The 25,933-nt window shown below is 69.0% G+C and carries 12 protein-coding genes and 1 pseudogene; 4 read left to right on the top strand and 9 right to left on the bottom strand.

Annotation, left to right across the window (positions count from 1 at the left end):
* From HWX58_RS15085 to HWX58_RS08760, 7 genes and pseudogenes are all read right to left on the bottom strand, one after another.
* The coding region (locus tag HWX58_RS15085) for a CLIPPER-2 domain-containing protein (protein ID WP_250646171.1) at positions 1-7,534 on the bottom strand (7,534 nt) is incomplete at its 3' end.
* Between the two features lie 24 nt (positions 7,535-7,558).
* Positions 7,559-7,744, bottom strand: a pseudogene (locus tag HWX58_RS15520) (CLIPPER-2 domain-containing protein); the annotation flags it as partial.
* Positions 7,699-13,818, bottom strand: coding sequence for a CLIPPER-2 domain-containing protein (locus HWX58_RS15515; protein WP_175987042.1), 6,120 nt, complete (start codon positions 13,816-13,818; stop codon positions 7,699-7,701). The gene HWX58_RS15515 and the pseudogene HWX58_RS15520, both read right to left, overlap by 46 nt.
* A gap of 196 nt (positions 13,819-14,014) precedes the next feature.
* A complete protein-coding gene (locus tag HWX58_RS08775; RefSeq protein WP_175987040.1) occupies positions 14,015-14,773 on the bottom strand; it encodes an iron ABC transporter ATP-binding protein in 759 nt (252 codons plus the stop codon).
* Positions 14,770-15,819, bottom strand: a complete 1,050-nt coding sequence (locus HWX58_RS08770; protein ID WP_175987038.1) for an iron chelate uptake ABC transporter family permease subunit — start codon at positions 15,817-15,819, stop codon at positions 14,770-14,772. Before HWX58_RS08770 ends, HWX58_RS08775 begins: the two co-directional genes overlap by 4 nt.
* Positions 15,809-16,840, bottom strand: a complete 1,032-nt coding sequence (locus tag HWX58_RS08765) for an ABC transporter permease (protein ID WP_175987036.1) — start codon at positions 16,838-16,840, stop codon at positions 15,809-15,811. Before HWX58_RS08765 ends, HWX58_RS08770 begins: the two co-directional genes overlap by 11 nt.
* A 78-nt stretch (positions 16,841-16,918) precedes the next feature.
* Positions 16,919-17,908, bottom strand: coding sequence for an ABC transporter substrate-binding protein (locus HWX58_RS08760; protein ID WP_175987033.1), 990 nt, complete (start codon positions 17,906-17,908; stop codon positions 16,919-16,921).
* A 263-nt stretch (positions 17,909-18,171) separates the two neighbouring features.
* Between HWX58_RS08760 and HWX58_RS08755 the strand changes: the two genes are divergently transcribed.
* A complete protein-coding gene (locus tag HWX58_RS08755) occupies positions 18,172-19,173 on the top strand; it encodes an FUSC family protein (RefSeq protein ID WP_175987031.1) in 1,002 nt (333 codons plus the stop codon).
* A gap of 25 nt (positions 19,174-19,198) precedes the next feature.
* On the opposite strand, the gene HWX58_RS08750 is transcribed toward HWX58_RS08755, so the two are convergent.
* Positions 19,199-20,125: a LysR family transcriptional regulator gene (locus HWX58_RS08750; protein WP_175987029.1), complete on the bottom strand. Its 927-nt coding sequence runs from the start codon at positions 20,123-20,125 to the stop codon at positions 19,199-19,201.
* 306 nt (positions 20,126-20,431) lie between these two features.
* On the opposite strand from HWX58_RS08750, the gene HWX58_RS08745 reads away from it, so the two are divergent.
* The 3 genes from HWX58_RS08745 to HWX58_RS08735 all read left to right on the top strand — a co-directional run bounded on the left by HWX58_RS08745 (position 20,432) and on the right by HWX58_RS08735 (position 23,892).
* Positions 20,432-20,854 (top strand): VOC family protein, encoded by a 423-nt coding sequence (locus tag HWX58_RS08745; RefSeq protein WP_175987026.1) that lies wholly within the window; start codon positions 20,432-20,434, stop codon positions 20,852-20,854.
* A gap of 288 nt (positions 20,855-21,142) precedes the next feature.
* Positions 21,143-21,976: an aggregation-promoting factor C-terminal-like domain-containing protein gene (locus tag HWX58_RS08740; protein WP_250646170.1), complete on the top strand. Its 834-nt coding sequence runs from the start codon at positions 21,143-21,145 to the stop codon at positions 21,974-21,976.
* 320 nt (positions 21,977-22,296) lie between these two features.
* Positions 22,297-23,892, top strand: coding sequence for an isocitrate lyase (locus HWX58_RS08735; RefSeq protein ID WP_175987024.1), 1,596 nt, complete (start codon positions 22,297-22,299; stop codon positions 23,890-23,892).
* 61 nt (positions 23,893-23,953) lie between these two features.
* Here the strand turns inward: HWX58_RS08735 and HWX58_RS08730 are convergent, their stop codons facing one another.
* The gene (locus tag HWX58_RS08730) at positions 23,954-25,342 is read right to left on the bottom strand and encodes an FAD-dependent oxidoreductase (RefSeq protein ID WP_175987021.1); all 1,389 of its coding nucleotides are present in this window, start codon (positions 25,340-25,342) and stop codon (positions 23,954-23,956) included.
* Between the last annotated feature and the right edge of the window lie 591 nt (positions 25,343-25,933).

Genomic DNA, 25,933 nt, shown 5'->3' with positions numbered 1-25,933 from the left:
CACCGGTCAGCGTCACATTGCCCGTATTGGTCGCCGTCACCCGATACCGGATCACATCACCGACCTGACCGATCCCCCCATCGATCAGCTCACCGGACTTCACCGCAACCAGACCAGGCACACGCGGAACCTCGACGGTCTCAGGCGTCGGCTCGGATGCGACGTCTCCGCCGCCCGGTGCGGTTCCTGTGGCGATCACGACGTTCGCGACAGCGCCGGCATCGATGTCCTGCTGCGTCAGAGCATAGGTCGCGACGGCGGACGCGGAACCACCGGGTGCGAGCACCCCGTCGGCGCCAGGCCAGATGTACTCGATATCGCTGAGCCCCACCATGCGGTCGTCGAGTTCGATACCGGTCAGGGTCTGGTTGCCGTCGTTGGCGATGACGAACTCATAGGTGACGATCTCGCCCACCTCACCGGTACCGCCCGGCTCCAGTTCACCGTGCTTCGCCACCGCGATCGCGGGCGCGCTCGGCTCGGTCGGCGTGGTGACCGTCTCCGAGTCGTCCCTCACTTCGCCGGCGCGCGAGTGCCCGGAGGCCGACGCCGTGTTGATGACGTCGCCGGCATCCACGTCCGTCTGGGAGATGGAGTACTGGGCCGTGGCGGTGGCGGTCTGGCCGGGGGCGAGCACGCCCGGGTCTGCGGGCCACTGGATCACGGGCGTCGAGAGCCCGGCAAGCGGGTCGTCCAGCACGAGGCCGGTCAGCGTGACGTTGCCGGTGTTCTCGATCTCGAAGACGTAGTCGATGCGGTCTCCGACGGCGCCGTCGCCGTCCACGGCCGCGGACTTCCGCACGTCGAGAGCGGGCTCGGCGGCGACGACCGTCGACTCGACGGAGTCCGTGCTCGAGGTGATGATGTCTCCGACGGGGGGCTTGCCCCGCGCCGTGGCGATGTTGGTGACCGTCCCCCGGTCGACATCCGCCTGCGTGATCGTGTAGTCGGCTGTCGCCGTCACGCTCTGACCGGGCGCGAGAATACCGGGTTCCCCGGGCCACGCGAAGACGGGATCGCTGACGCCTGCCAGCGCGTCCTTGAGATCGACGAGCGTGAGGGTGACATTGCCGGTGTTCTCGACCTCGAACGCGTAGTCGATCGTGTCACCGACGGCGCCCTCGCCGTTCACGGTGCCCGTCTTGACCCCACGGATCCCCGGACGCGCCTCGAGAAGCACAGAGGCATTCGCGGAATCGGTGACGTTCGATCCCCGCGGCGGCGCGGCGGCTCCGTCGACCGCGCTGCCCACCGAGCCGCGGTCGACATCGGCCTGCGTCAGCGTGTACGTCGCGGTCGCAGTGACGGTCTCGCCGGGCAGCAGCACACCGGGTCGCGATGCGTCGGGCCAGACGTACTCGATCCCCTCGCCCGAGAGCTCGTCGGTCAGCGTGACGCCCGTCAGCGTCACGTTGCTGGTGTTCTCCAGCGTGTAGCTCCACACCACGCGGTCACCGGCGGCGCCGGTCGCGCCGTCTTCGAGAGCACCGGTCTTCGTGACATCGATCGATGCGCGGATGTTCTGGGTGGAGACGGTGGCCGGCGCCTGCGGGCTCGTCACGGCGCCGCCGCGCGAGTCGCCGGTCGCGTTCGCGGCGTTCACGATCGACCCGGCATCCACGTCTGCCTGGGTGACGGTGTACGTCGCGGTCGCGATCGCCGTGTCGCCGGGGGCGAGCTGTTCGGCCGTGCCCGGCCAGGTGATCTCCGGCTCGCTCAGACCGGGCATCCGATCGTTCAGCGCGATCTCGCTGACCGTGACGTTTCCGGTGTTCGTGACGCGGAACGTATAGTCGACGCGCGATCCCACACCGCCGTCTCCGTTCATCACGCCGGACTTCGTGACTGCGAGCGCTCCCGCGGCTTGCACTGTCGAAATGCGGACCGTGTTGGTGTCGGCGCGGACCTCCTGGCCGTCCGGCGACTCGGTAGCCACGTGCGCAGTGTTCTCGACGTACCCGCGATCGATGTCCGACTGACGCAACGCATACGTCCCGATACCGGTGACCGACTGCCCGACCTCGAGCACACCCTCGGCATCGGGATCCGGCCAATCGATCGAAACGTTCTCCAGACCCTCCATCGGGTCGACGAGCGCACCACCGGTCAGCGTCACATTGCCCGTATTGGTCGCCGTCACCCGATACCGGATCACATCACCGACCTGACCGATCCCCCCATCGATCAGCTCACCGGACTTCACCGCAACCAGACCAGGCACACGCGGGATGTCCACTCGCTTCGAGCTCGTGCGCTGGATCGGGTCGCCGCGGGTCGGCGCCGCGTCGAGCGTCACGGAGTTGTCCACGAATCCGTGGTCGATGTCCACCTGCGTCAGCGCGTAGCGCGCGGTCGCGGTCGCAGCCTGTCCTGGTGCGAGCACCCCGGCCACGCCCGGCCACGTGTACGTGATCTCGGAGATGCCGGCGAGCGTGTCGTCGAGGGCGACCGCGTTCAGCGTGACGTTCCCGGTGTTGCGGATCGTGAACGAGTACTGCACCTCGTCGCCGACCGCACCTGTGGCCCCAGCGGCGAGCCTGCCGTCCTTGACGACCGTGGCATCGGCGGCGGCGGCCGCCGTCGTCAGCGTGTGCTCGTCGTCGTCCGACACGGCGGGCCCGGTCGGCGGCGTTCCGGTTCCCGTTGCGGTGTTGGCGATCGTCCCGCGGTCGACGTCGGTCTGCGTGATCTGGTAGGTGGCCTGGGCGGTGACAATCTCGCCGGGCGCGATCACGCCCTCCTCGTCCGGCCACACCAGCGACAGCGAGGAGAGACCCGGAAGCGGGTCGGCGACCTGCACGTCGTGCAGCGTGACGTTGCCGGTGTTCTCGACCTCGATGAGGTAGGTCACGCGGTCGCCCACGCGTCCCTCGGTCTCGCCCACCGTCGACTTGCGGGTGGTGATGGCGGGAGCGGCTGCAACGGTCGCCGTGGTGATCTCGACCTCGGCGGACTCCACGGGGACTCCACCGGGCGCCGCGCCCACGGCAGTGGCCGAGTTGACCACGCCACCGCGATCGACGTCCGCCTGCGTGACGACGTAGGTGGCCGTGGCGGTGGCCTGCTGTCCCGGCGCGAGGATGCGCGGGGCACCCGGCCACGCGAACACCGGGTCGCTGAGACCGGTCAGCTCGTCCATCAGCCTCACGACCGAGATGGTGACGTTGCCGGGGTTGTCGATCGTGAAGTCGTACGTGATGGTGTCGCCGACGCTCGGCGCAGGCGCCGGCCGGGCGGTCTTCGTCAGGACGAGCGCGGGGTCCGGCGCGACGGCAAGGGTGGCCGGGGCCGTCGATGACACCCGATCGCCCACCGCGGGCTTTCCGGAACCGGTCACGAGGCTCGACACCGATCCGGCGTCCACGTCGGCCTGGGTCAGTGCGTAGGTCGCGGTCGCCGTGACCGAGTCTCCCGGGGCGAGGACGCCGACCGGAGTCGTCCACGTGTACGCGGGATCGCTGATGCCGGCGACGGCATCGCTCAGCGCGACCCCGCTCAGCGTCACGTTCCCGGAGTTCGTCAGCACGTACGTCCAGGTGACGACGTCACCGGCACGACCGGCGGCGCCTGGCGCGAGGGCGCCGCTGTTGGTCACGGTCAGCGCCGGGCGGCCAGCGGCCGTGGTGACCACGTTCTCGGGCGAAGCGCCCGAGACATCGGCCCCCGCGGGCGGTGTGCCGGTCGCCGTGGCCGTGTTGATGACGCGTCCGGCATCCAGGTGCTCCTGAGTGATCTCGAGCACACCCGTCGCGGTCGCCTTCTGTCCCGGCTCCAGTCGCCCTGGCGCGTCTGCTGCAGGCCAGGCGATGGACGACAGCTCGACGCCGGGCAGCGGGTCCGACAGCGTGACCCCGGTGAGTGTCACGTTGCCGGAGTTGATGATCTCGAAGGAGTACTCGATCGTGTCGCCGACCGCGCCGGTACCGCTCGCGGTGCCGGACTTGGCCACGGCGATCGCCGGTGCGTGCTGGACCGTGCTGATGCGGACGGTGTTCGTGTCGGTCTTGACAATCTGCCCCTGGGGCGTCTGGCCGCCCACCGTGGCGGTGTTCTCGACGTAGCCGCGATCGACGTCGGCCTGGGTGATCCGGTGCTTGCCCTGGCCGGTCACGGATTGCCCCACGTCGAGCCGTCCGTCGGCCCCCGGCCACGTGATCGAGACGTCGTACAGACCCGGCATCGGGTCGATCAGCTGGCCGCCCGTGATCGTGACGTTTCCGGTGTTCGTCGCACGGACCGCGTACTGGATCACGTCGCCGACCTCGCCGATGCCGTCGCCGAGCAGCGCCCCGCTCTTGACCGCCGAGAGTCCGGCTCCGGGTGCGATCGCGACCGTCTCGCTGGCCTGCCGGGTCAGCTCAGACCCGCGCGAGGGCGTTGCGGTCACCGTCGCGGTGTTGACGACCGCCCCCGCGTCCACGTCGTTCTGCGTCAGCGCGTACGTCGCCGTGCCCGTGGCGCGCTGTCCGGGGGCGAGCACGCCCTCGGCCTGCGGCCAGGTGATCTGGATGGTGCTGATACCGGGGAGCGGGTCGCCGAGCACGACATTCGAGATGGTGACATCGCCGGTGTTCTGGATCACGAACCCGTACTCGACGGTGTCTCCGGCACGCCCGGTGGATCCGGCCGCGAGGGCGCCGGACTTCTCGACCAGGAGGGCGGGCGCGGAGGGCGCGGCGGCCGTGTCGATGCTGTCGGACCCCGTCACCGCCGGGCCGGTGGGCGGTGCGCCGCTCGCGGTCGCCCGGTTCGTGACGACCCCGGCGTCGACATCCGCCTGCGTCACGACGTACTGCGCCGTAGCCGTGACGGACTGCCCGGGCGCCAGCACACCGGCCTCGCCGCTCGGCCAGGAGCCGTAGTCGATCGCGGACACACCGTCGAGTTCATCCGCGATGCTCACGCCGGTCAGGGTCGTGTTGCCCGAGTTCGTCGCCCTGAAGGCGTACTCGATCGTGTCGCCGCGCTTCACCGCGTCGGCGCCGGTCGTCTTCGTGAGAGTGATGGCGGGCGCGGCCTCCACCGTCGCGATGTCGACGGCAGAGGTGTCGGATACATCCACGCCGCCACGACTCTCACCGGTGAGGGTGGCACTGTTCGAGAAACCGCCGGCGTCGACGTCGGCCTGCGTGACGGTGTAGGTCGCGGTCGCGGTCACGGTGTCACGAGGTGCGAGGGTTCCGGTCGCGCTCGGCCAGGGACCGAACGTGATGGAGGACAGCCCGGGGAGCTCGTCGGCCAGGGCGATCGAGTCGATCGTCACGTTGCCGGAGTTCGTCACATCGAAGGTGAACGTCACGACATCCCCGACGGCGACGCCCGTCGTGGGCGACGCGGACTTCTCGAGGGTGAGCTCGGCTCGCTGCGTTCCGGTCGACACCGTGACCTCGTCGGCCGCTCTCACAGGCTGATCGGCCCGCGATCGCCCCTCAGCCGCTGCGCTGTTGACGACGCTGCCGGCGTCGACGTCGTCCTGCGTGATCTCGTAGTCGGCAGTCGCAGTCGCCTGCTGACCCGGCGAGAGGACGCCCTCGGCTCCCGGCCAGGTGACATCGGGCGAGACGCCGGGGATGCTGTCGGTGAGGGCGATCGCGTCGATCGTGACGTTTCCGGTGTTCACGATCGTGAACCCGAAGCGGATGGTGTCGCCGGCTTCACCCGCACCGAGCACGGTGCCCGTCTTCTCGAGCGTCATCGAGGGTGCGCCGGCGATCGAGACGTCGACTTCCGCCGTGCGTGTCACGGCGGCGCCGGTGGGAGGCGTCGCCGTGCCGTTCACCGTGTTCGTGACGACTCCGGCATCCACATCCGCCTGGGTGAGCGCGTAGGTCGCCGTCGCGGTCATGGTCTGACCGGGCACCAGCCTGCCCTCGGCACCGGGCCAGACGTACGCCAGCTGCGAGATGCCATCGAGCTGATCGCTCAGCCTCACCGCGTTGAGAGTGACGTTGCCGGTGTTGCGCACGGTGAAGGAGAAGTTGACGGTGTCGCCTTCATGCCCGGTCGTTCCAGGCGCGAGCGCCCCGGTCTTGGTGAGCGTGTACGCGGGGGTCTGCGGTGCGACCGGCGTCGTGATCGAATCGGGGTCGCTCACGTCGGCGCCGGTCGGCGGCTTGCCGGTCGCCGTCGCCGTGTTGGTGATGCTGCCGGCATCGAGGTCGGCCTGAGTGATGCGGTACGTCGCGGTGGCCGTGACGGTCTGACCCGGCTGCAGCGTGCGGGCGGGGCCCGGCCACTGTCCGTAGACCGGCGCGTTGAGCCCGGGGAGCGGGTCCGAGATCGTGACGCCGGTGAGCGTGACGTTGCCGGTGTTGCGCGCCGTGATGGTGTAGGTCACCAGGTCGCCGACGGCACCGGTGCCCGAGACGGACGAGGTCTTGTTCGTCTCGATCGCAGGAGCCGCGTCCGCCGTCGGGAGCACGACCGTCTGCGAGGTCGCATTCACCGCAGCGCCCGCCGGGGGCCGCCCGGACACGGTGGCGGTGTCGCTGATGCTGCCTGCGTTCACATCGCTCTGACGCACGACATACGTCGCGGTCGCGGTCACCGTCTGCGTCGGATCGAGGGTTCCGGCCGTGCCGCCCGGCCATGCGCCGTAACTGATGGCCGACAGCCCGTTGTGAGGGTCGGCGATCGTGATGCCGGTCAGGGTCACGTTGCCGGTGTTGCGCACCGTGTACGTGTACGTGATGGTGTCGCCGACAGCGCCGGTGCCGTTCGTGTACGCGCCGGCCTTGTCGATCGTCAGGGCGGGGGCGGCTGCGAGCGGCACCGTGGCCGATCCCATGGCAGTCGCGGCCTGACCGCGTGCGGGAGTTCCCGTCGCCGTCGCCGTGTTCGCGACGGATCCGGCGTTCACATCGCTCTGCCGCACCACGGAGGTGGCGGTCGCCGTGACCGAAGCACCCGGGGCGAGCGTGCCGGCCGTTCCGCCCGGCCAGGGACCGTAGATCAGTGCGCTGACGCCGGGTGCCGAGTCTGTGGCGCCGACTCCCGTGAGGGTCACGTTGCCGGTGTTGGTGATCGTCAGAGTCCAGGTGATGGTCTCGCCGGCGACGCCCTCCGCACCGCCCGGGAGCGAGCCGGTCTTCACGACCTGGATCCGCGGCGCCGCTCCGACCGTCGGCGACGTGACCGACGCGGGCGGGCTCGCGACCGATGCGCCGTTGGGCGCCGTCGCCTGCCCGGTTGCGGTGTTCGTCACGCTGCCGGCGTCCACATCGGCCTGGGTGATCGTGTAGGACGTCGTCGCCGTCACGGTCTGCGCCGGGGCGAGCGTGTTCTCCGGGCCGGGCCAGGTGTACTGCAGCGGAGTGATGCCGGGAAGCGGATCGTCGATCGTGACGCCGCTCAGGGTCACGTTGCCCGAGTTTCGCGTCGTGATCGTGTACGAGATCACGTCGCCCACCGCGCCCGTACCGCTGACCGAGGCGGACTTCGTCGTGACGAGCCCGGGGCCGGCGGCGGCAGTCGGCAGCACGACCGCCGGCGAGTTCGCACCGACCGGCGGGCCGGTGGGCGGAGTGGCCGTCACGCGTGCCCGGTTCGAGACCGAGCCCCGGTCGACATCCGCCTGCACCAGAGTGTATGTCGCGCTCGCGGTCACGGCCTGGCCGGGAGGGAGTGTCCCCGGCGTGCCGGGCCACGACGGCGTGATCGCGCTCAGGCCGTCGTGCGGGTCGGCGATCGAGACGTTCGTCAGCGTGACGTTGCCGGTGTTGCGCGCGGTGAACTGATACGTGATGACGCGCCGACGGCGCCGGAGCCGCTCGTATAGCCGCCGCTCTTGGCGAGGGTCAGTGACGGACTGGGCGCGAGCGGAAGCGTGGCGGACGCCGACTGCTGGACAGCCGGACCGCTCGGCGGGGTGCCGCTCGCAGTGGCGGTGTTGACGATGGACCCGGCATCCACGTCCGCCTGGGTCAGAGTCTTCGTCGCGGTCGCGACAACGCTCTGCCCCGGCTGAAGCGTGCCGGACGCACCCGGCCATGCCGAGTAGGCGATGTCGGACAGACCCGGCATCTGGTCGCTCACGCCGACCGAGGTCATGGTGACGTTGCCGGCGTTTCGGATCGTGAACGTGTACGTGACGACATCGCCGGCGACGCCCCTGGCGCCCGACGCGAGGGATGCGCTCTTGCTCAGCGCGAGCTGCGGTGCGGCTGCGGCCGTGGGGGTGTCTCTCGTGGCGCTGGCCGTGACCGGAGCATCCCCGGGCGCTCGTCCCTCAGCGGTCGCGGTGTTCCGGATCGTGCTCGCGTTCACATCGGCCTGCGTGATGGCGTACGTGCCACGAGCGGTCGCGGCCTGCCCCGGTGCCAGGGTCCCCGCGGCGCCCGGCCACGTGACTGCCAGGACGGACATCCCCGGCAGCGCGTCGCGCACGGTGACGCCGGTGAGTGTCTGGTTGCCGGAGTTCTCGACCCGGATCGTGTATTCGATCACGTCGCCGACGTTGCCGGTCGTCGAGCTCGCGGTCTTGGTGACCGTGAGTTCAGGCGACGGAGTGATCGTCGGGACCGTCGTCGTGGATAACGACGACACGAGCGCGCCTGCAGGCGGGCGACCGCTCACGGATGCGGTGTTGGGCACCGCTCCCGCGTCGACATCGCTCTGGCGCACGGTGTACGCAGCCGTTCCCGTCGCGGTTTCGCCCGGCGCCAGCGATCCCGCCGCACCCGGCCAGGTCAGGCTCGGGCGGGGGAGACCGGGCAGCGTGTCGGTCAGGACGATGTCGGCCAGGCTCACGTTGCCCGAGTTGCGGATCGTGAAAGAGAACGTGATGGTGCTGCCGACACCGCCGTTGCCGCTGGTCAGCGCACCCGTCTTGTTCACGACGATCGACGGCGCGGCGGCGATCGGCACTGCGGAATTTCCCGTGCCGCTCACGGCCGCTCCCCGTGGCGGCGTGCCCACGGCGGTCGCCGTGTTCATGACCGAACCGGCGTCGACGTCCGTCTGCGTGAGCGTGTAGGTCGCCCTGCCGGTGACACTCTGTCCCGGCGCCAGCGTGTCTGCCGCGCCCGGCCATCCCGAAAGCGCGATCGGGTCCGCTCCGAGAAGCGGGTCGGTCAGCCCGACGCCCGTGAGGGTCACGTTCCCGGTGTTGCGCACGGTGAACGCGTAGGTGATGGTGTCGCCTGCGACACCACTGCCGTTCAGCGTCCCCGTCTTGCCCACGGTGATGGCGGGCGAGCTCGTCGCCGTGGGGGTCACGACAGCGCTGGAGCCGGCGCTCACCGTCGTGCCGCCGCCGGTGCCGCGGGCGGTCGCCGTGTTCGTCACGGAACCGGCATCCACGTCGCGCTGAGTGAGCGTGTAGGTCGCGGTCGCCGTGACGCTCTGGCCGGGAGCGAGCGTGCCGTTCGCGCCGGGCCAGCTGTAGCTCAGGGCCGAGAGGCCGACGAGGGGTCTGTGATGGCGACGCCGGTGAGCGTGACGTTGCCGCTGTTGGTGGCACGGAAGGTGTACGTGATCGTCTCGCCTACGCCTCCCCGGCTCCCGCCGCGGACTTCGTCGTGGTGATCGACGGTGCCGCCACCGTCGCGACCGAGACCTCGCTCGACGTCTTGGTGATGGGCGCGCCGGTCGGCGGGTACCGCTCACCGAGGCGGTGTTCTTGACGACGCCCGCGTCGACGTCGGACTGCCGGATCGTGTACGTCGCCGTACCGGTGACGGTCTGCCCCGGCTCCAGCGTGCCGGCCGCCCCCGGCCACACGCTCGAGATGGCGGAGAGCCCCGCATGCGGGTCGGCGAACGCGACACCGCTCAGCGTCACGTTGCCGGTGTTGGTCGAGCGGAACGTGTACGTGATCGTGCTGCCGACACCGCCGCTGCCCGAGGTGACCGCGCCGGTCTTGACCATCGTCAGGTCGGGTGTCGAGGCCAGCGACACCGTGGCCGGTGCCGAGCTCGTGACCGCGTCGCCGGAGGGCGGACGACCGGTGCCGGTCGCCGTGTTGCTCACTGCGCCCGAGTTCACATCGGTCTGGGAGATCACCGACGTCGCGGTGGCCGCAACGGTCTGCCCCGGTGCGAGCGTACCGGCGGTGCCGCTGGGCCAGGGGCCGTAGACGGGCTGCGAGATGCCGGGCAGCGCGTCGCTGACGGCGACTCCCGTGAGCGTGACGTTCCCGCTGTTGCGCAGCGTCATCGTCCAGGTGATGGTGTCGCCGGCGCGCCCCACCGAGCCGCCGGGGAGCGCACCGCTCTTGGTCGTCACGATCGCCGGCGCCGCCGCGACCGTCGGCGTCACGACCTGCGGGGAGCTGCTCGTCACGGGTGTCGTGCCGTAGACCCCGGTCGAGCCGGCCGTGTTGCGCACCGCGCCCGCGTCGACGTCGGTCTGCTTGATCGTGTAGGTCGCGACGGCCGTGACGGTCTGGCCCGGTGCGAGTGTTCCCGCGGTGCTGGGCCACGAGTACGTGAATGCGGACAGACCGGCCAGCGGATCGGAGACGGAGACGCCCGTGAGCGTGACGTTGCCCGTGTTGGTCGTGCGCACGGTGTAGGTGATGACATCGCCGACGCGGCCGGTGCCGGAGACCGCGGCGGCCTTCGTCGTCGTGGACGCCGGGGCGGCCGCGGCCGTGTTGACACGGTTGGTCGGCGAGCTTCCGGTCACGGTCTGACCGCCGGGAGTGCGCCCGGTCGCCGTCGCCGTGTTGGTCACGACCCCGGCATCCACATCGCTCTGCTTGATCGTGTACGTCGCGCGCCCCGTCACGACCTGACCGGGCGCGAGCGTTCCCGCGGTTCCCGGCCAGGTGTACGTGATGGCCGACAGTCCTGCCAACGGGTCGCTCAGGGCGACCTGCGTGAGCGTGACGTTGCCCGTGTTCGTGGCGGAGAAGTCGTAGGTGACGACGCTGCCCACGCCGCCGCTGCCCGAGGTGATCGAGCCGGACTTGAGGACGGACAGCGTGCTGGCGGGCGCGATCGGCACGGTCGCCGAGCGCGACTGCGTCAGCGCGGCACCGGACGGGGGCCGGGCGCTCGCCGTCGCCGTGTTCGCCACGGCACCGGCATCCACATCGCTCTGCTTGAGCGTGTAGGTGGCGGTCGCTGTGACGCTCTGACCGGGGGCCAGAGTCCCCGCGGTGCCCGGCCACGAATAGGTGAGCGCTGAGAGGCCGGAGAGCGGGTCGGTGATGCCCACCTGCGTCAGCGTCACGTTGCCGGTGTTGGCCAGGGCGAACGAGTAGGTGACCACATCCCCGGCGCGCCCAGCGCTTCCGGGAGCGAGGGCACCGGTCTTGGTGAGGGTGACGGCCGGGTTCGCCGGCGCCGTCGACACCGTCGACTGACTGCTCGGCACCGTCAGGGTCGCGCCGGCCGGGGTCGTCGCCTTGCCTGTGGCGGTGTTCTTGACCGAGCCCGCATCGACGTCCGCCTGCTTGACGGTGTACGTGGCGGTCGCCGTGACGGTCTGACCGGGAGCGAGCGTTCCTGCGGTGCCCGGCCACGAGTACGTGAGTGCGGACAGACCTGTGAGCGGATCGGAGATCGAGACGCCCGTCAGGGTGGTGTTGCCCGCGTTGCGGGCCGTGAAGCTGTACGTGATCACGCTGCCGACGCCGCCGCTGCCCGAGGTGATGGCTCCCGACTTCGTCGTCGTGAGCGCCGGGGCGGACGCGATCGTGTTGACCTGGACCTGAGGAGAAGAGGCCGAGATGGTGCTGCCTGCGGGGGTGCGGGCGGAGACGGTGGCGGTGTTGCGGACGAATCCTGCGTCCACGTCCGCCTGGGTGATGGTGTAGAACGCGGTGGCCGTCGCCTTCTGGCCGACCGGGAGCACGCCTGCGGTCGCGGTGGGCCAGGTGATGACCGGGGGCGAGAGCCCCGAGAGCGGATCTGCCAGAGTCGCGTTCGCGAGCGTCACGTTGCCCGTGTTCGTGAACGTGAAGGTGTAGTTGATGCGTTCGCCGACGCGACCGGTCGCTCCCGATGCGAGCGCTCCCGTCTTGGTGACCGTGATCGCGGCGGCCGCAGCGATCGGCGTCACCCTGTTGGCCGGGGCCGTCGGCTTCGCTCCGCCGTCGTCATCCGTTCCGGTCGCAGTCGCGGTGTTCGCGACCGCGCCGGCATCCACGTCGGTCTGGGTGAGCGTGTACGTCGCGGTCGCGGTGACCGACTGGCCGGGGGCCAGGGTTCCCGGGGAGCCGGGCCACGCGCCGAACACGATGGTCGACAACCCGGGCAGCGGGTCCGTGATCGTGACGCCGGTCAGCGTCGACTGCCCGCTGTTGGTGACGGTGAAGGTGTAGGTGATGACATCACCAGCCCTGCCAGTGGCTCCTGCGGCCAGAGTGCTCGTCTTCGTCAGCGCGATCGCGGACAGCAGCACGGTGGTCGAATCCTCGTCCTGCGCGAGGAAGTTGCCGACCACGGTGTTCGCCGTCGCCTTCGCCGTCGACACGTACCCCGTCGAGGATGGCGCGTTGGCGGTGCAGGTGAAGGTGTAGGACTCCTGCGGTGCGAGCTGCACGCCGGTGAGGGTCCGGCTGCAGTCGGACTGGTCGTCCTGGATCACGATGTTGCGCAGGGTGCCCGCACCCGTGTTCGTGACCCGGATCGTGAATGTCGCGTTCTCGCCGGCGGTGCGCGACTGTGTGTCCTTCGTGCCGTCGAACGACTTGACGAGCTGGAGCCCTGCCGTCGGCACCGAGAGCACGGCGTTGGTGAGGAGGTAGGAGTCACCGCTCGTGCCGAGCTGCAGGTTGACGCGAGAGTCCCCCGCCACGATGTTCGTGAGCGGTGCCGTGTCGACGTCGACGCTCTGGTTCGTGAAGGCGGTGCCCGCGGCTCCGGTGTATCGGATCGAGTTCTCGGCACGGCCGATGCCGATGTTGTTGGTCGCGCCGGCAGGATTGGCGATCGGTGTGTATGACGTCGACGTGTTCCGCGAATAGGATGCCGAATCACCCGTGATGTTGCGATCGCCCTCGTACAGCGTGAAGCCCACGCGCGTACCGGTGTCGACCGCGGTGAATCCGTTGAACGCGACCGTGAGCGCGGGATCGGACGCTCCCTGCCGGACGTGACCCTGGTAGTAGATGATGTTGCGCTGGATGGACGCGGTGTTCCCGGGAATGTAGGTGCCGTAGTCGTAGATCACGGTGACGGACCAGCCCGCGTAGCAACCCGGTCCGGTCGGGGTCCAGATGTTGCCGGCCGAGACGGTGACGTCAGAACCTGTGGCGACTCCCGCGAAGGCGCTGGTGACATCGGCTGTCGCCGAGTAGCTGCGGTAGGTCGCCTGCGACGTCGGATCCTCGATCATGCTCTGCGGTGCCACGTTCGCAATCGCACCGCTGCCGACCTTGAACTGCACGGCACGCGACGTGTAGCCGGTGGCCGACCCCGACGGCAGGGTCGCGGTGCCGCGCGCGGCACTCCACGTCGTGCACAGCACGCGCGAATCGCCGGTGAAGACGCCGGTGTTCGCGCTCCAGTTGAGGAACGCCTTGATCACCGCGGCGCCGGCCGGGATGTTCACGGTCGCGCTGGACGAGTTCGTCGTGAAACCCGTGACCGCGTTGACGTTCGCCATCGTGAAGTTGTCGTTGACGTTGTTCGTGTTGGTGCTGGAGGCCGCGTGCAGGTCGGTGCACGTGCCGCTGCCCGTAACACCCGAGCCTGTGCAGCCGAGCACGCCGTTTCCCGACATCAGGAAGTCGCCGTTCACGTTGGCCTGGTAGTTCGGTGCGCTTCCCGAGTTCGTGCCCCACTGCACGACCGCGGCTTCCGCCGGCTCAGGAGCGGGCGGCGCGATGACCGTGAGCCCGACGACGGCGAGAGTCGCCGCAGTCGTCATCGCGATGAGCGAACGCCACCGTCGACGACGGGGCGCAGTCGTCTCCGCGTTCATAACTCTCCCCGCAAATCGACGGCCCCTCTCCGAGGCGTCGCCAGCCGTTCAGGCCGGAGGTTTCCATCCTAACCTCCACGAAGCGCATCCGCCATGGCGAGTTTGCGAACGTCGATTCCCCCGCTGCACGCGGCGCCCGGGATCACCGGTGGTACGCGGCGAACCGTCCGTTCGGGCCGTCGATCACGGTCACCGGCGTGCGGAACACACGGGTCAGCACGTCGTCGCGGATGATCTCGTCCGGCGTCCCGTGCTCGGCGATGCGTCCGTTCTCCATGGCGATGATGTAGTCGCTGTAGGCGGCCGCGAAGTTGATGTCATGCAGCACGATGACGATCGTGCGCCCGAGCTCGTCGGCGGCCCGGCGCAGCTGCCCCATCATCTGCACGGAGTGCTGCGCGTCGAGGTTGTTGAGCGGTTCGTCCAGGAGCAGGTAGTCGGTGTCCTGTGCGAGGACCATCGCGACGTACGCGCGCTGCCGCTGTCCGCCCGAGAGCTGATCGAGGAAGCGCTGCTCGAGGTCGGTGAGATCGAGGAAGTCGATCGCCTCGGAGATCTTGTCCTCGTCGGCCTGCGTGAGCCGCCCGCCGCTGTACGGGTACCGCCCGAACGAGACGAGCTGACGCACCGTGAGCCGGGTGACGAAGTGGTTCTCCTGGCGCAGGATCGACACCGTCTTCGCGACGGTCTTCGACGGCGTGCGGTGCACGTCGAGTCCCGCGACCTCGATCGTCCCCTCGTCGGGGGCGAGCAGCCGCCCGATCATCGTGAGCACGGTGGACTTGCCCGCGCCGTTCGGCCCGACGAGGGCGATGATGCCGCCGGCGGGGATGTCGATCGAGACGGGCCCGATCTCGACATCGCTGCTGTAGCGCTTGGTGACATGGGTGAGACGGATCACAGGCGTCCCTTCCGGAAGACGACGATGAGGAACAGCAGCCCGCCGATCAGCTCGACGACGATCGTCACGGCGTCGACGATCGGGAACACGTGCCGCAGCAGGAAGTAGGCGAGGGTGAGGATGACGTAGCCGAGCAGCCACGCCACCGGCAGGATGCGGCGATGGTCGTACGTGCTCGTGATCGAGTACGCGAGCGTGGCCATGAGGAAGCCGAGGAAGGTCATCGGTCCGACGAGCGAGGTCGTCATCGCCATGAGAACCGAGACCAGGGTCAGCATCAGCATGGTCTGACGCCGGTGGCGAAGCCCGAGATTGGCGCTGATCTCCCCGCCGAGGGAGAGCACATCGAGACGCCTGGCGAGGAACCAGATCGCACCGCCCGCCAACGCTGCCACAGGGATCACGATCCAGAGGAAGTCGGTGCTGGCGTGCCCGACGCTGCCGAACAGCCGCGCGGCGAGCACGTCGAACTCGTTCGGGTCGAGCATCTGCTGCATGAACGTCGACAGCGCCCCCATGCCGGCGCCGATGACGATGCCGATCAGCAGCATCACGTGCAGGTTGCCGAACCGCCCCGACAACAGCCAGGAGTACAGCAGCAGGGCGAACAGCACCATCATCGCGCTCTGCAGCAGGAACCGGCCGAGCGGGCCGATCTCGGCGATGCCCGCCGTGCCGAAGAAGAACACGATCGCCGTCTGGATGAGCACGTACAGCGACTCGAACCCCACGATCGACGGCGTGATGATCCGGTTGTTCGTCACGGTCTGGAACGTCACGGTCGCCATCGCCTGGCAGAAGGTGACGACGGCGATGACGACGAGCGTCGTGACGCGCATGCGCGAGATCCGCCACCACTTCTCGCTGAACGGCTCGAACTGGTTGCCCCAGGTGAGCAGCAGAACGGTGATCGTGACCGCGGCGACGATCAGCGCGACGAGGATGACGAGGTACCGGATGCGGTGCTGCGGACTCGCGTAAGGCCCGGAGCCCCGGCGGCCGATGCCCGCGCCGGCAGGCGCGGAGAGCTGAGAGTCAGCGAGCATTGGTCCTCCTCGTGCGCAGGAGCAGGAGCATGAACACGGCGGACCCGACGACGCCGAGTACCAGGGACACCGGGATCTCGAAGGGCATGATGACGACGCGTCCGATGATGTCGCACACCGTCACGATCCAGATGCCGGTCAGCAGAACCCACGGCAGGTTGGAGCGCAGGTCGTCGCCGCGCACCATCGAGACGAGGTTGGGCACGATGAGTCCGAGGAAGGGCAGCATCCCGATCACGACGGTCACGACACCGGTGGTGAGCGAGATGAGCCCGACGCCGAGCAGCACGACGCGCTCGTAGTTCATGCCGACGTTCGTCGCGACGTCCTTGCCGAGGCCCGCGACCGTGAAGCGGTCGGCGAGGACCATCACGGCGATCGCCACGGCCAGGACGATCCAGAGCAGTTCGTAGCGTCCGACCTCGACGCCGGTGAAGCGCCCCATGAACCACCCGCCGAGCACCTGCAGCAGATCGAATCGCAACGCGAGGAAGGTCGTGATCGCGCTGACGACGGCGCCGAACATGATGCCGACGATCGGCACGATGAGCGACGACTTCAGCGTGACGCGCCTCAGGAACGCGAAGAAGATCAGGGTGCCGACGAAGGCGAATCCGATCGCGACGACCATCTTCACGAAGACGCCGGATGCCGGCAGCACGATGTAGGTCACGAGCAGACCGAGCCCGGCCCATTCGGTGGTGCCTACGGTGGTCGGCTCGACGAACCGGTTCTGGGTCATCAGCTGCATGACGAGGCCCGCCATCGCCATGCTCGCCCCCGCGAGGACGAGGGATGCCGTGCGCGGCACGCGCGTGATCCACAGGAACTCCGTGCCGCCTCCCTGGCCTGCGGTGATGTCGGCGACCCCGACGAACAGGGACAGCACGATGAGCCCGATCGTCAGGACGATCGCGACGACGAGGGGCAGCGCGCGCGTGCGCGCTCCCGGACGGGCGCGGGCGGGCGCGAGCACGTCGACCGCGGTGACGCGGCGCGAAGGGGATGCCGAGGAGGCCATGTTCACCGTTCCGATGACGGGTCGCCTCCGCGCCGCTGCGCGGTAGCGGAGGCGACCCGTCCGTCGAGTCTCAGCAGGTCACTTCTGGGCGAAGAGGTCTGCGAGGCCGTTCAGCACCGTGGTGTAGGCGAACACGTCCTCGGTGAGGTAGTAGTCCGCGGGGAAGACATAGATGCTCTCGTTCGTCACGGCCGGGACGTTCGCGAGCGCGGCCGAGCTGTTGATGAGGTCGAGCGCGGGCGTGACCTCGCCCTCGCCGACCGCGGCGTCGCGGTCGAGGACGATGAGGTGGTCGGCGTTCGCGCCGGCGAGCGCTTCGAGCGAGACGCTGTCACCGGTGTGGTTCTCGGAGCCTTCGGCATCCAGCGCCGGGGTGAGGTCGAGCAGATCGAAGAAGATGCTCGATCCGCGACCGTCGATGGGGTTGGCGTAGTTGATCTCGCCACCCGAGGTGATCAGGCCCATGACGGTGCTGTCGGCGTCGTAGGCCGCCTTCGCGCCGTCGACGGCGGCCTGGAACTCCTCGATGAGCGCGGCTGCCTCGTCCTTCCGGTCGAAGACCTCGCCCATGAGAGTGAGGCTCTCCGCGACGTACTCGTCGACCGACTGATCCTCAGGGCCGGTCATCTCGACGAAGGCGGCGTCGGGGGCGGCATCCTGCACGCCCTGTGCGTTCTCCTCGCCGCTGAACCGGTAGCCGTTGATGACGAGGTCGGGGTCGGCTGCGACGATCTGCTCGAAGTCCGGCTCGCTGTGCGTGCCGATGTTGAGGATCTCCTCGTCGTCGGCAAGCGGGTTCTCGGGGCTCATCAGGTCGCGCGGGGCGACCGAGATCGGCAGGTCCCAGTCGGCGGCCAGCTGGAAGAAGCGGTTGTCGGTGATCGCGACGCTCTCGGCGCTCTCGATCGTCACCTCGTTGCCCGCCATGTCCGTCACCGTGATCGGGTAGTAGTCCTCGGCTGCGGTCTCGGGCGCTTCAGCGTCGGCCGGCGCACTGCTGCATCCGGCGAGCGCGAGGAGGGATACGGCGCCGAAGGCTGCTGCCGCGAGAGTTCTGGGCATGGACATGGAGGGACTCCTGTTCTGCGGTGAGGTGATTCCGAATTAGGTAAGGCTTACCTGTGCGACTCGAGATCAGGCTAGCGTGAACCTGCGAAGAACCTGAAATCGCGCCTGGTGCGATGTCGGCGGCATCCGCGAGAGCGGAGGCCCACGCGGCCCGTCGATCACCTCAGTGCGGCATCCACCTCGGTCACGCGGAGTGGGTCGCGCAGCAGCATCCCTGACCTCCGGGCGCCGGGGGCAGCCGACCGGCACGGCAGAATGGATCGGTGAGCCTGTTCGCCTTCGCCCCGTCCAGAGGTCCGCGCTGGCAGCTCGGCCTGCAGGCGGCCCTGGGCATCTCGATACCGGTCGCGGTCATGACGCTCGCAGGGCTGCCCACGCTCGGATTCATCGCCGGCGCCGGCGCATTCACGGTGCTCTTCTTCGGCGCCTCCCCCGTCGTCGACCGCGCGAGAGCGCTGCCCCTGATCGCCGCGGCCCTCGTCGCCTGCGCCGCCCTGGGGACGATCGCCGGCGGCGACCACTGGCTGTCAGGCATCGGCACCATCGTCATCGCGGTCGTCACGGCGGGGCTGTGCTTCGGGTTCCGGCTCGGCCCGCCAGGTCCGATCTTCTTCGTCCTCGTGTTCGGTCTCTCGGCGCAGATCACCAGCACCGGCGCGATCTCGCCGCTCGCCTATGTCGCCGCCTTCGCGGGCGGCTGCGCGTTCTCGTATCTCGTCGCGATCACGCCGCTGCTCATCCCCCGCGTGCGCTCGCACGAGCCGCGACCGCTGTCGCAGCTCATGCCGGGCCCCTCGTTCGACGATGCGTCGCGCATGCTCGTGCTGCGCGTGTCGATCGTGGCGGTGCTCGGTGTGCTGATCGGCGCGTTCGTGGACCCCACCCGCAGCTACTGGATCGTCGGCGCCGGCGTCGCCGTGATCGGACTCGCCGCCGAGCGCCGGGCCGCCTTCCAGCGCGGCCTGCACCGGATGCTGGGCACCGTGCTCGGCGTCGGCGTCTACGCTCTGATCGCGCTGCTGCACCCCCAGGGACTGTGGATCGCCCTGCTGCTGGGCATCCTGCAGTTCAGCGTCGAACTCGTCGTCGTGCGGCACTACGCCCTCGCGCTCATGCTCATCACCCCGCTCGTGCTGCTGCTCACGGGAGCCGCGACCGGTCAGATCGGCGCGATGGACGTCGCCGTCGAGCGCGTGATCGACACGGTCGTCGGCTCGGCTCTGGGTGCGGCATCCGGACTCCTGCACCCGCGACGGACTGACTGACGCGCCGGCGAACGCGTCGGAACAGTCAGACGGCGTGCAGGGTCTCGGGAGAGCGCGCGGCGAGGTAGTCGGCCGTGTGCGTGATGACGTCGCGCATCGCCGCAGCCGCGCGGGTGGGATTCACGTCGTTGCGGTGCGCGAGCACGATCGTCCGCTCGAGCTGCGGATCCGTCAGCCGCACCGACCGCAGCGTCGGCCGGTCGACCGGCACGGTGGCGGGCACCACGGCGACGCCGATCCCCCGCTCGACGAACCGCAGGACGGCATCCATCTCGGCGCCCTCGACGACGAGCGACGGCGTGAGACCCGCTGTGCGGAACGCGGCATCCGTAGCGTCGCGCAGGTCGTAGCTCTCGGCGAGCGCGACCATCGGCAGCTCGGCGAGGTGCGCGAGATCGATCGCCGAGTCCGCGATCGGCGGCTGGTCGGCCGATGAGACGACGACGAGCTCTTCGGTCAGCAGCGGCGTGCGCACGAGGGCGGTGCCGGCGACCGGGCGCCCCTCCGAGATCGTGACGAGCGCCATGTCGACGGCGCCGGCGGCCAGCTGATCGATGAGCATGTTCGACCCGCCCTCGACGAGCTGCAACTCGACCCCGGGATGCCCGTCGTGGAACGCGCGCAGAACCTCGGCGACCAGGCTGATGCACAGGGTCGGGGTCGCCCCCAGGCGTACGCGCCCGCGCTGAAGCCCCGCGAGCTCCGCCATCTCGTCGCGGATCGTGTCGGCGTCGGTGAGCATGCGGCGAGCGCGGGGCAGGAGGGTCTCGCCGGCGGCGGTGAGCGAGATGTTGCCGCGTGCCCGGTGGAACAGCTCGGCGCCGAGCTCCTGCTCGAGCGTGGAGATCTGGCGGCTGAGCGACGGCTGCGCCAGATGCAGCTTCTCGGATGCGCGGGTGAAGTGGCCGAGTTCAGCGACAGCGACGAATCCCCGCAACTGCTCCAAATTCATGCCCGCAGTCTATCGTGATAATGCGCATAATGCATTGGAGTTATGAAGAACAGGTTCCGAGCGTGGAACGCATGACCACCCCGACACCGATCCCGCCCTGCAGGTGAACCTGGTGTGGTCACCCACGACGGGCGTGACTCGGGAGGAGATCCCGCCGGTGCCGAAGGAGATCGCCACGCTCATCCGCGACGTCTCGAGCGAGGGCAAGCTCGTCGAGTGAACAGCGCCTGAAAGGGGTTGAGGTCACCGCACGCGGAGCGCACACTGGTGGCACCAGAACCCGCACCCGCCGACGAAGGAGTGACCATGACCAACCTCAACCCCTACCTCTCGTTCAAGGACAACGCCCGCGAGGCGATGGAGTTCTACCAGGGCGTCCTCGGCGGCGATCTCGAGGTCAGCACCTTCGGCGACATGCCCGACAGCGGCACCGCCGAGGGCGAGGAGAACCTCATCATGCACGCGCAGCTGAACGCACCGGGCGGGCTCGTGCTCATGGCGTCCGACACACCGACCGGCATGGAGTACCGCGAGCCGGCCGGGATCTCGGTGTCGCTCAGCGGCGGATCCGTCGACACCGACTACCTGCACCGCGCCTGGGACGGGCTCGTCGACCGCGGGACCGCCATCATGCCTCTCGGTGAGGCCCCGTGGGGCGGCGAGTTCGGGATGCTCGTCGACCGCTTCGGCATCTCGTGGATGGTCGCGATCGAGGACTCGTTCGCCTGACCCGGCGCCCGTGCGGTATCACTTCGGCCGGCTCTCAGCGCTCAGAACCGACCGTGGTGATACGGCATCGCGCCCGGACGTCTCAGCGCAGCTTCTTGCGGTACACCACCACGGCGAAGCCGTAGGCGACGATCAGGATGCCGAGACGCCGCTCACACCGCGCATTCAGGCCCTGCGGAGGTCTCGCTCAGGGTCCGTGATACAGAATCGTTACCTTGTGCGCTCGACCGAGGGTGCACCGGCCGCCCCGAAGCGGCCCTCTCACGTCAAAGGATCGTTACGTTCGTCATGCCTGAAACCCGAATCGTCACCCGCGCCCATCGCCGAACGGCTCGCGCCCACCGCCGCGTCGTCGCCCTGACTGTGGTCGCCGGCGCCGCTCTCGGCCTCGCCGCGACCGCCGGCCTCACCGCCGCGGCCCCGGCCGCCGCCGACGTCACCGGCCGCGCCGCGGTGAGCGATCGCGGCGATCTGCGTGCACAGCTGATTGAGGCGGACGCGGCGCTCGAGTCCGCCCAAGCCGCCCTGAAGACCGCGTCGGACACGGCGGCCGGCGTGGAGGAGTCCGGCTTCGACATCGACGCGTCGATCGACACGGCGGGTCTCGAAGACGCTGCGACCGCGCTGGCCGACGAGGATGCGATCGGCGTGGTCCGCTCGATGCTCACCGACACCACCGTCGCGCAGGCCCAGATGGTCGCCGCGCAGACCACGGCGCTGCAGAAGCGCCTGGACGATGCCGTGGCGAAGAAGAAGGCCGAAGAGGCCGCCGCCGCCGAAGCGGCAGCCGAGGCCGCGGCCATCGCCGCCGCGAACACGCCGGACGGCGCGCGCGACGCCGCCGCCCTCATCGCCGCCGACGAATACGGGTGGGGCGCCGAGCAGTTCTCCTGCCTGAACTCGCTGTGGACCAAGGAGTCCGGCTGGAACTACCAGGCCTACAACCCCTCCGGAGCGACCGGCATCCCCCAGGCGCTTCCCGGCAGCAAGATGGCCAGCGCCGGATCCGACTGGCAGACCAACGCCACCACGCAGATCCGCTGGGGCCTCGGTTACATCAAGAGCGTCTACGGCACCCCGTGCGCCGCGTGGGGCCACTCGCAGGCCGTCAACTGGTACTGAGCCCGGAGAGCTTCGGCCGGTAGATGCGGCCGAAGCTCCGCTCGGCACCCTCGTACATCCCGACGATCTCCCCGTCGTAGCGGCGCCCCCGGGACGTCGAAGATGCGGATGCCGGCGCTGAGCGTCAGTCGACCGCGGGCACCGGCTCCGCGGTGCGCGAGACCCGACCGGCGTCGCGCGTGCCTCGCACGGGGATTCTTCTTCCAGAACGCAGAAGGATTGCTTTTCTTCACACCCCGAATGGCATGAAGACGCAGTTTTCTTGGCCCAGAGTGGATGCAACGACCTCAGCCAACGTCAGCATCCACGAAGGAGTCGAAATGACTGCGTACACCGACGACATCGAGAAGATCCAGGCTCTCAAGGAGCAGAACGGCTCGAGCTGGGACGCGATCAACCCCGAGTACGTCGCCCGCATGCGGGCGCAGAACCGGTTCCGGACCGGTCTCGAGATCGCCCAGTACACGGCCGACATCATGCGCCGCGACATGACCGAGTACGACGGCGACCCGTCGCTGTACACCCAGTCGCTCGGCGTCTGGCACGGGTTCATCGGCCAGCAGAAGCTGATCTCGATCAAGAAGCACCTGAAGTCCACGAACAAGCGCTACCTCTACCTCTCGGGCTGGATGGTCGCCGCTCTCCGTTCGGAGTTCGGCCCGCTCCCCGATCAGTCGATGCACGAGAAGACTTCGGTGCCCGCGCTGATCGAGGAGCTCTACACGTTCCTCCGCCAGGCCGACGCCCGCGAGCTCGACCTGCTGTTCACGAAGCTCGACGAGGCGCGCGTCGCCGGCGACGAGACCGCGGTGGAGTTCATCCAGTCGCAGATCGACAACCACGAGACCCACGTCGTACCGATCATCGCCGACATCGACGCCGGGTTCGGAAACCCCGAGGCCACGTACCTGCTCGCGAAGAAGATGATCGAGGCGGGCGCCTGCGCGATCCAGATCGAGAACCAGGTCTCCGACGAGAAGCAGTGCGGCCACCAGGACGGCAAGGTCACGGTTCCGCACGAGGACTTCATCGCGAAGCTCAACGCGGTGCGCTACGCGTTCCTCGAGCTGGGGATCGACAACGGCGTGATCGTCGCCCGCACCGACTCGCTCGGCGCCGGCCTCACCCAGAAGCTCGCGGTCTCGACGGAGCCCGGCGACCTGGGCGACCAGTACAACGCGTTCCTGGACGTCGAGGAGATCTCGGAGGCCGAGCTCGGCAACGGCGACGTCATCATCAAGCGCGACGGCAAGCTGCTGCGCCCGAAGCGACTGGCGAGCAACCTGTACCAGTTCCGCGCCGGCACGGGCGAGGAGCGCTGCGTGCTCGACTGCATCACGTCGCTGCGCAACGGCGCCGACCTGCTCTGGATCGAGACCGAGAAGCCGCACGTCGAGCAGATCGCCGGCATGGTCGACGCGATCCGCGAGCAGATCCCCAACGCCAAGCTCGTCTACAACAACAGCCCGTCGTTCAACTGGACGCTCAACTTCCGCCAGCAGGCGTTCGACCAGCTCGAGAAGGATGGCGCGGACGTCTCGGCATACGATCGCGGCGACCTGATGAACGTCTCCTACGATGACACGGAGCTGGGGCGCCTGGCCGACGAGAAGATCCGCTCGTTCCAGAAGGACGGCTCGGCTCGCGCGGGCATCTTCCACCACCTCATCACGCTGCCGACCTACCACACGGCGGCTCTCTCGACCGATGACCTGGCCAAGGGCTACTTCGGCGACGAGGGGATGCTCGCTTACGTCCGCGGCGTGCAGCGCCGCGAGATCCGAGAGGGGATCGCGACGGTCAAGCACCAGAACATGGCGGGCTCGGACATCGGCGACAACCACAAGGAGTACTTCGCCGGGGATGCCGCGCTCAAGGCCGGCGGCAAGGACAACACGATGAACCAGTTCAGCTGAATCAGATCGGGGGAGAAGGGGTCGCGGCGCAGCCGCGGCCCCTTCGTCGTGCCGCTCTCGTTCAGGCGACCGGATGCGCTGCGAGCGCACGGTGCACGGATGCGACCGCGCTCGACCCCTCGCCCACGGCGGCGGCGACCCGCTTCATGGATCCGCGGCGCACGTCGCCGGCGGCGAAGACCCGCGGGACCGAGGTCTCGAACGGCAGCGGCTCGCGCCCCATCGTCTGCCAGCGTTCGAGCGACTGCCGGGTGACGTCGGTTCCGGTGCGGATGAATCCGGCATCGTCGCGATCGAGCTCGGCGAGCCACTCCGTGGCGGGCTCGGCGCCGATGAAGCAGAACAGGCCGCGGGCCTGCACGGGCCCCACGGTGTCGATGACGACCGTCGACAGACCGGCGTCGCCGTCGAGACCGGTGACGTTCGCGCCGAGATGCACCCGGATGCGCGACTCCTCGCGGATGCGCCGCACGAGATAGGACGACATCCGCGCGCCAAGGTCGTCGCCGAGGCTGCGCAGGCTGACCGCCTCGCACGGCGCGCACACCCGGACGCCGAACTTGATGGCCTGCAGGACCGCCTGTCCGGTGAGGCTGTCGCCGCTGACTCCGAACGGGAATCCGAGGTAGTTCTCGATCCGCGAGGTCGACGCGGCCTGCCCGCCCGGGGCGACGGCGTCGACGAGCACGGTGCTCAGCCCCTCGGATGCCGCGTAGATCGCCGACGCGAGGCCGGCGGGGCCGCCGCCGATGACGACGAGGTCGACGACGTCCTCATCGCCCGGTTCGTAGCTCAGCCCGAGCTGCTCGGCGAGCATGCCCGGTGTGGCGCGCACGATGGGCTGCCCCTCGAGGAAGACGATCGGGAGGTCGCCCGGTGCATATCGCGCGTGCAGCGGATGGGCCGGAGCATCCAGGTCGAGCTCGACGGCCATGTGCACGAGGTCGAGGCGATTCGCGAAGCGGCGCAGCGAGAGGAACCCCGGCGAGCCGGCGGCGCCGACGATCTTGAGGGTCATCGCGGCCGAGCCGCGGCGCAGCGACTCACGGCGCGCCCACAGCGCGTGCAGGATGATGTCGCCGAGCTCGTCGTCCTCGGCGAGGAGTCGGCGAAGGTCGCTGCGTGAGACCTCCCGGACCCGACCGGGCCCGATCGCGCGGGCGGTGAGGAACGCGCGCTGACCGTTGAGAAGCCCGAGCTCGCCGGCGAAGGATCGCGGGTCCATGACGGCGATCACCTCTTCGTCCATCCAGGCGGGCGAGTCTCGGACGACCTCGATCTCGCCGTCCTCGACGAGGATCATCGGGTAGTCGCGCTGCCCGGTGGTGAAGAGGATCTCGCTGTCGTCGACGTAACGGATCGCGCCGCGGGCGCAGAGCCTGTGCCACTGCTCGTCCGTGAGGCGCGGCGCGAGCTCGGGGTCGGTCACGTCCTTGTCCGACTCATTCATCACGCCTCCGCCATGTCCACCGCCGAGATCCACCCGTAGAGTACCGCGCAGGAGGCACGACCATGAGAGGAATCGGGATTGTCCGATCTCGCGAGAGTTGTCATGAGATGAGACGAACGATCACCGGAATTACGCGAAATCTCTAGCGCGACCCGCCGCCAATTTGTCTCACCCGAGTTGTCAGAATCTGCGACGAGCGTGTCTCGGTGTTTCGGTCAGGCGAGATCCGAGGGGTCCTCTCCAGCCAAGATAGAGCAAAGGATCATCGCCTGTCGGATTGCGTTTCGGGCGTCGTCTGCGGTCACGACGATCCGCTGCCCCACCTTCAGCGATGAGTAGTTCACGACCTGCAGATACTTCGTATCGACAAGCCCGCCTGCGGGCACGTGTGCGTGACTCGAATGCAACCCAGACAGGTACGCCGTCAGGGTTCCTCACCAGGTAGAGATTCATCGTCATCGCCTCCCGTTTACATCTTGCGCCATCCAGGGGTTCACGTGAGGTTGTCCGAGCAATGGATCGACGCGGAATGAAACGCCCGCAACGGTGCCATAGGCACCGCTGCTCGAAATAAGGATGACCGGCTTGAGC

Source organism: Microbacterium tenebrionis (genome assembly GCF_903645325.1).
Taxonomy (GTDB): Bacteria; Actinomycetota; Actinomycetes; order Actinomycetales; family Microbacteriaceae; genus Microbacterium; species Microbacterium tenebrionis.
This window is presented reverse-complemented; position numbering and strand designations above follow the sequence as displayed.

Coding starts and splice junctions, on each gene's coding strand:
- HWX58_RS15515 (WP_175987042.1), bottom strand. CDS start 13,818: ATGACGACTGCGGCGACTCTCGCCGTCGTCGGGCTCACGGTCATCGCG.
- HWX58_RS08770 (WP_175987038.1), bottom strand. CDS start 15,819: ATGCTCGCTGACTCTCAGCTCTCCGCGCCTGCCGGCGCGGGCATCGGC.
- HWX58_RS08765 (WP_175987036.1), bottom strand. CDS start 16,840: ATGGCCTCCTCGGCATCCCCTTCGCGCCGCGTCACCGCGGTCGACGTG.
- HWX58_RS08760 (WP_175987033.1), bottom strand. CDS start 17,908: ATGTCCATGCCCAGAACTCTCGCGGCAGCAGCCTTCGGCGCCGTATCC.
- HWX58_RS08750 (WP_175987029.1), bottom strand. CDS start 20,125: ATGAATTTGGAGCAGTTGCGGGGATTCGTCGCTGTCGCTGAACTCGGC.
- HWX58_RS08745 (WP_175987026.1), top strand. CDS start 20,432: ATGACCAACCTCAACCCCTACCTCTCGTTCAAGGACAACGCCCGCGAG.
- HWX58_RS08740 (WP_250646170.1), top strand. CDS start 21,143: ATGCCTGAAACCCGAATCGTCACCCGCGCCCATCGCCGAACGGCTCGC.
- HWX58_RS08735 (WP_175987024.1), top strand. CDS start 22,297: ATGACTGCGTACACCGACGACATCGAGAAGATCCAGGCTCTCAAGGAG.
- HWX58_RS08730 (WP_175987021.1), bottom strand. CDS start 25,342: ATGAATGAGTCGGACAAGGACGTGACCGACCCCGAGCTCGCGCCGCGC.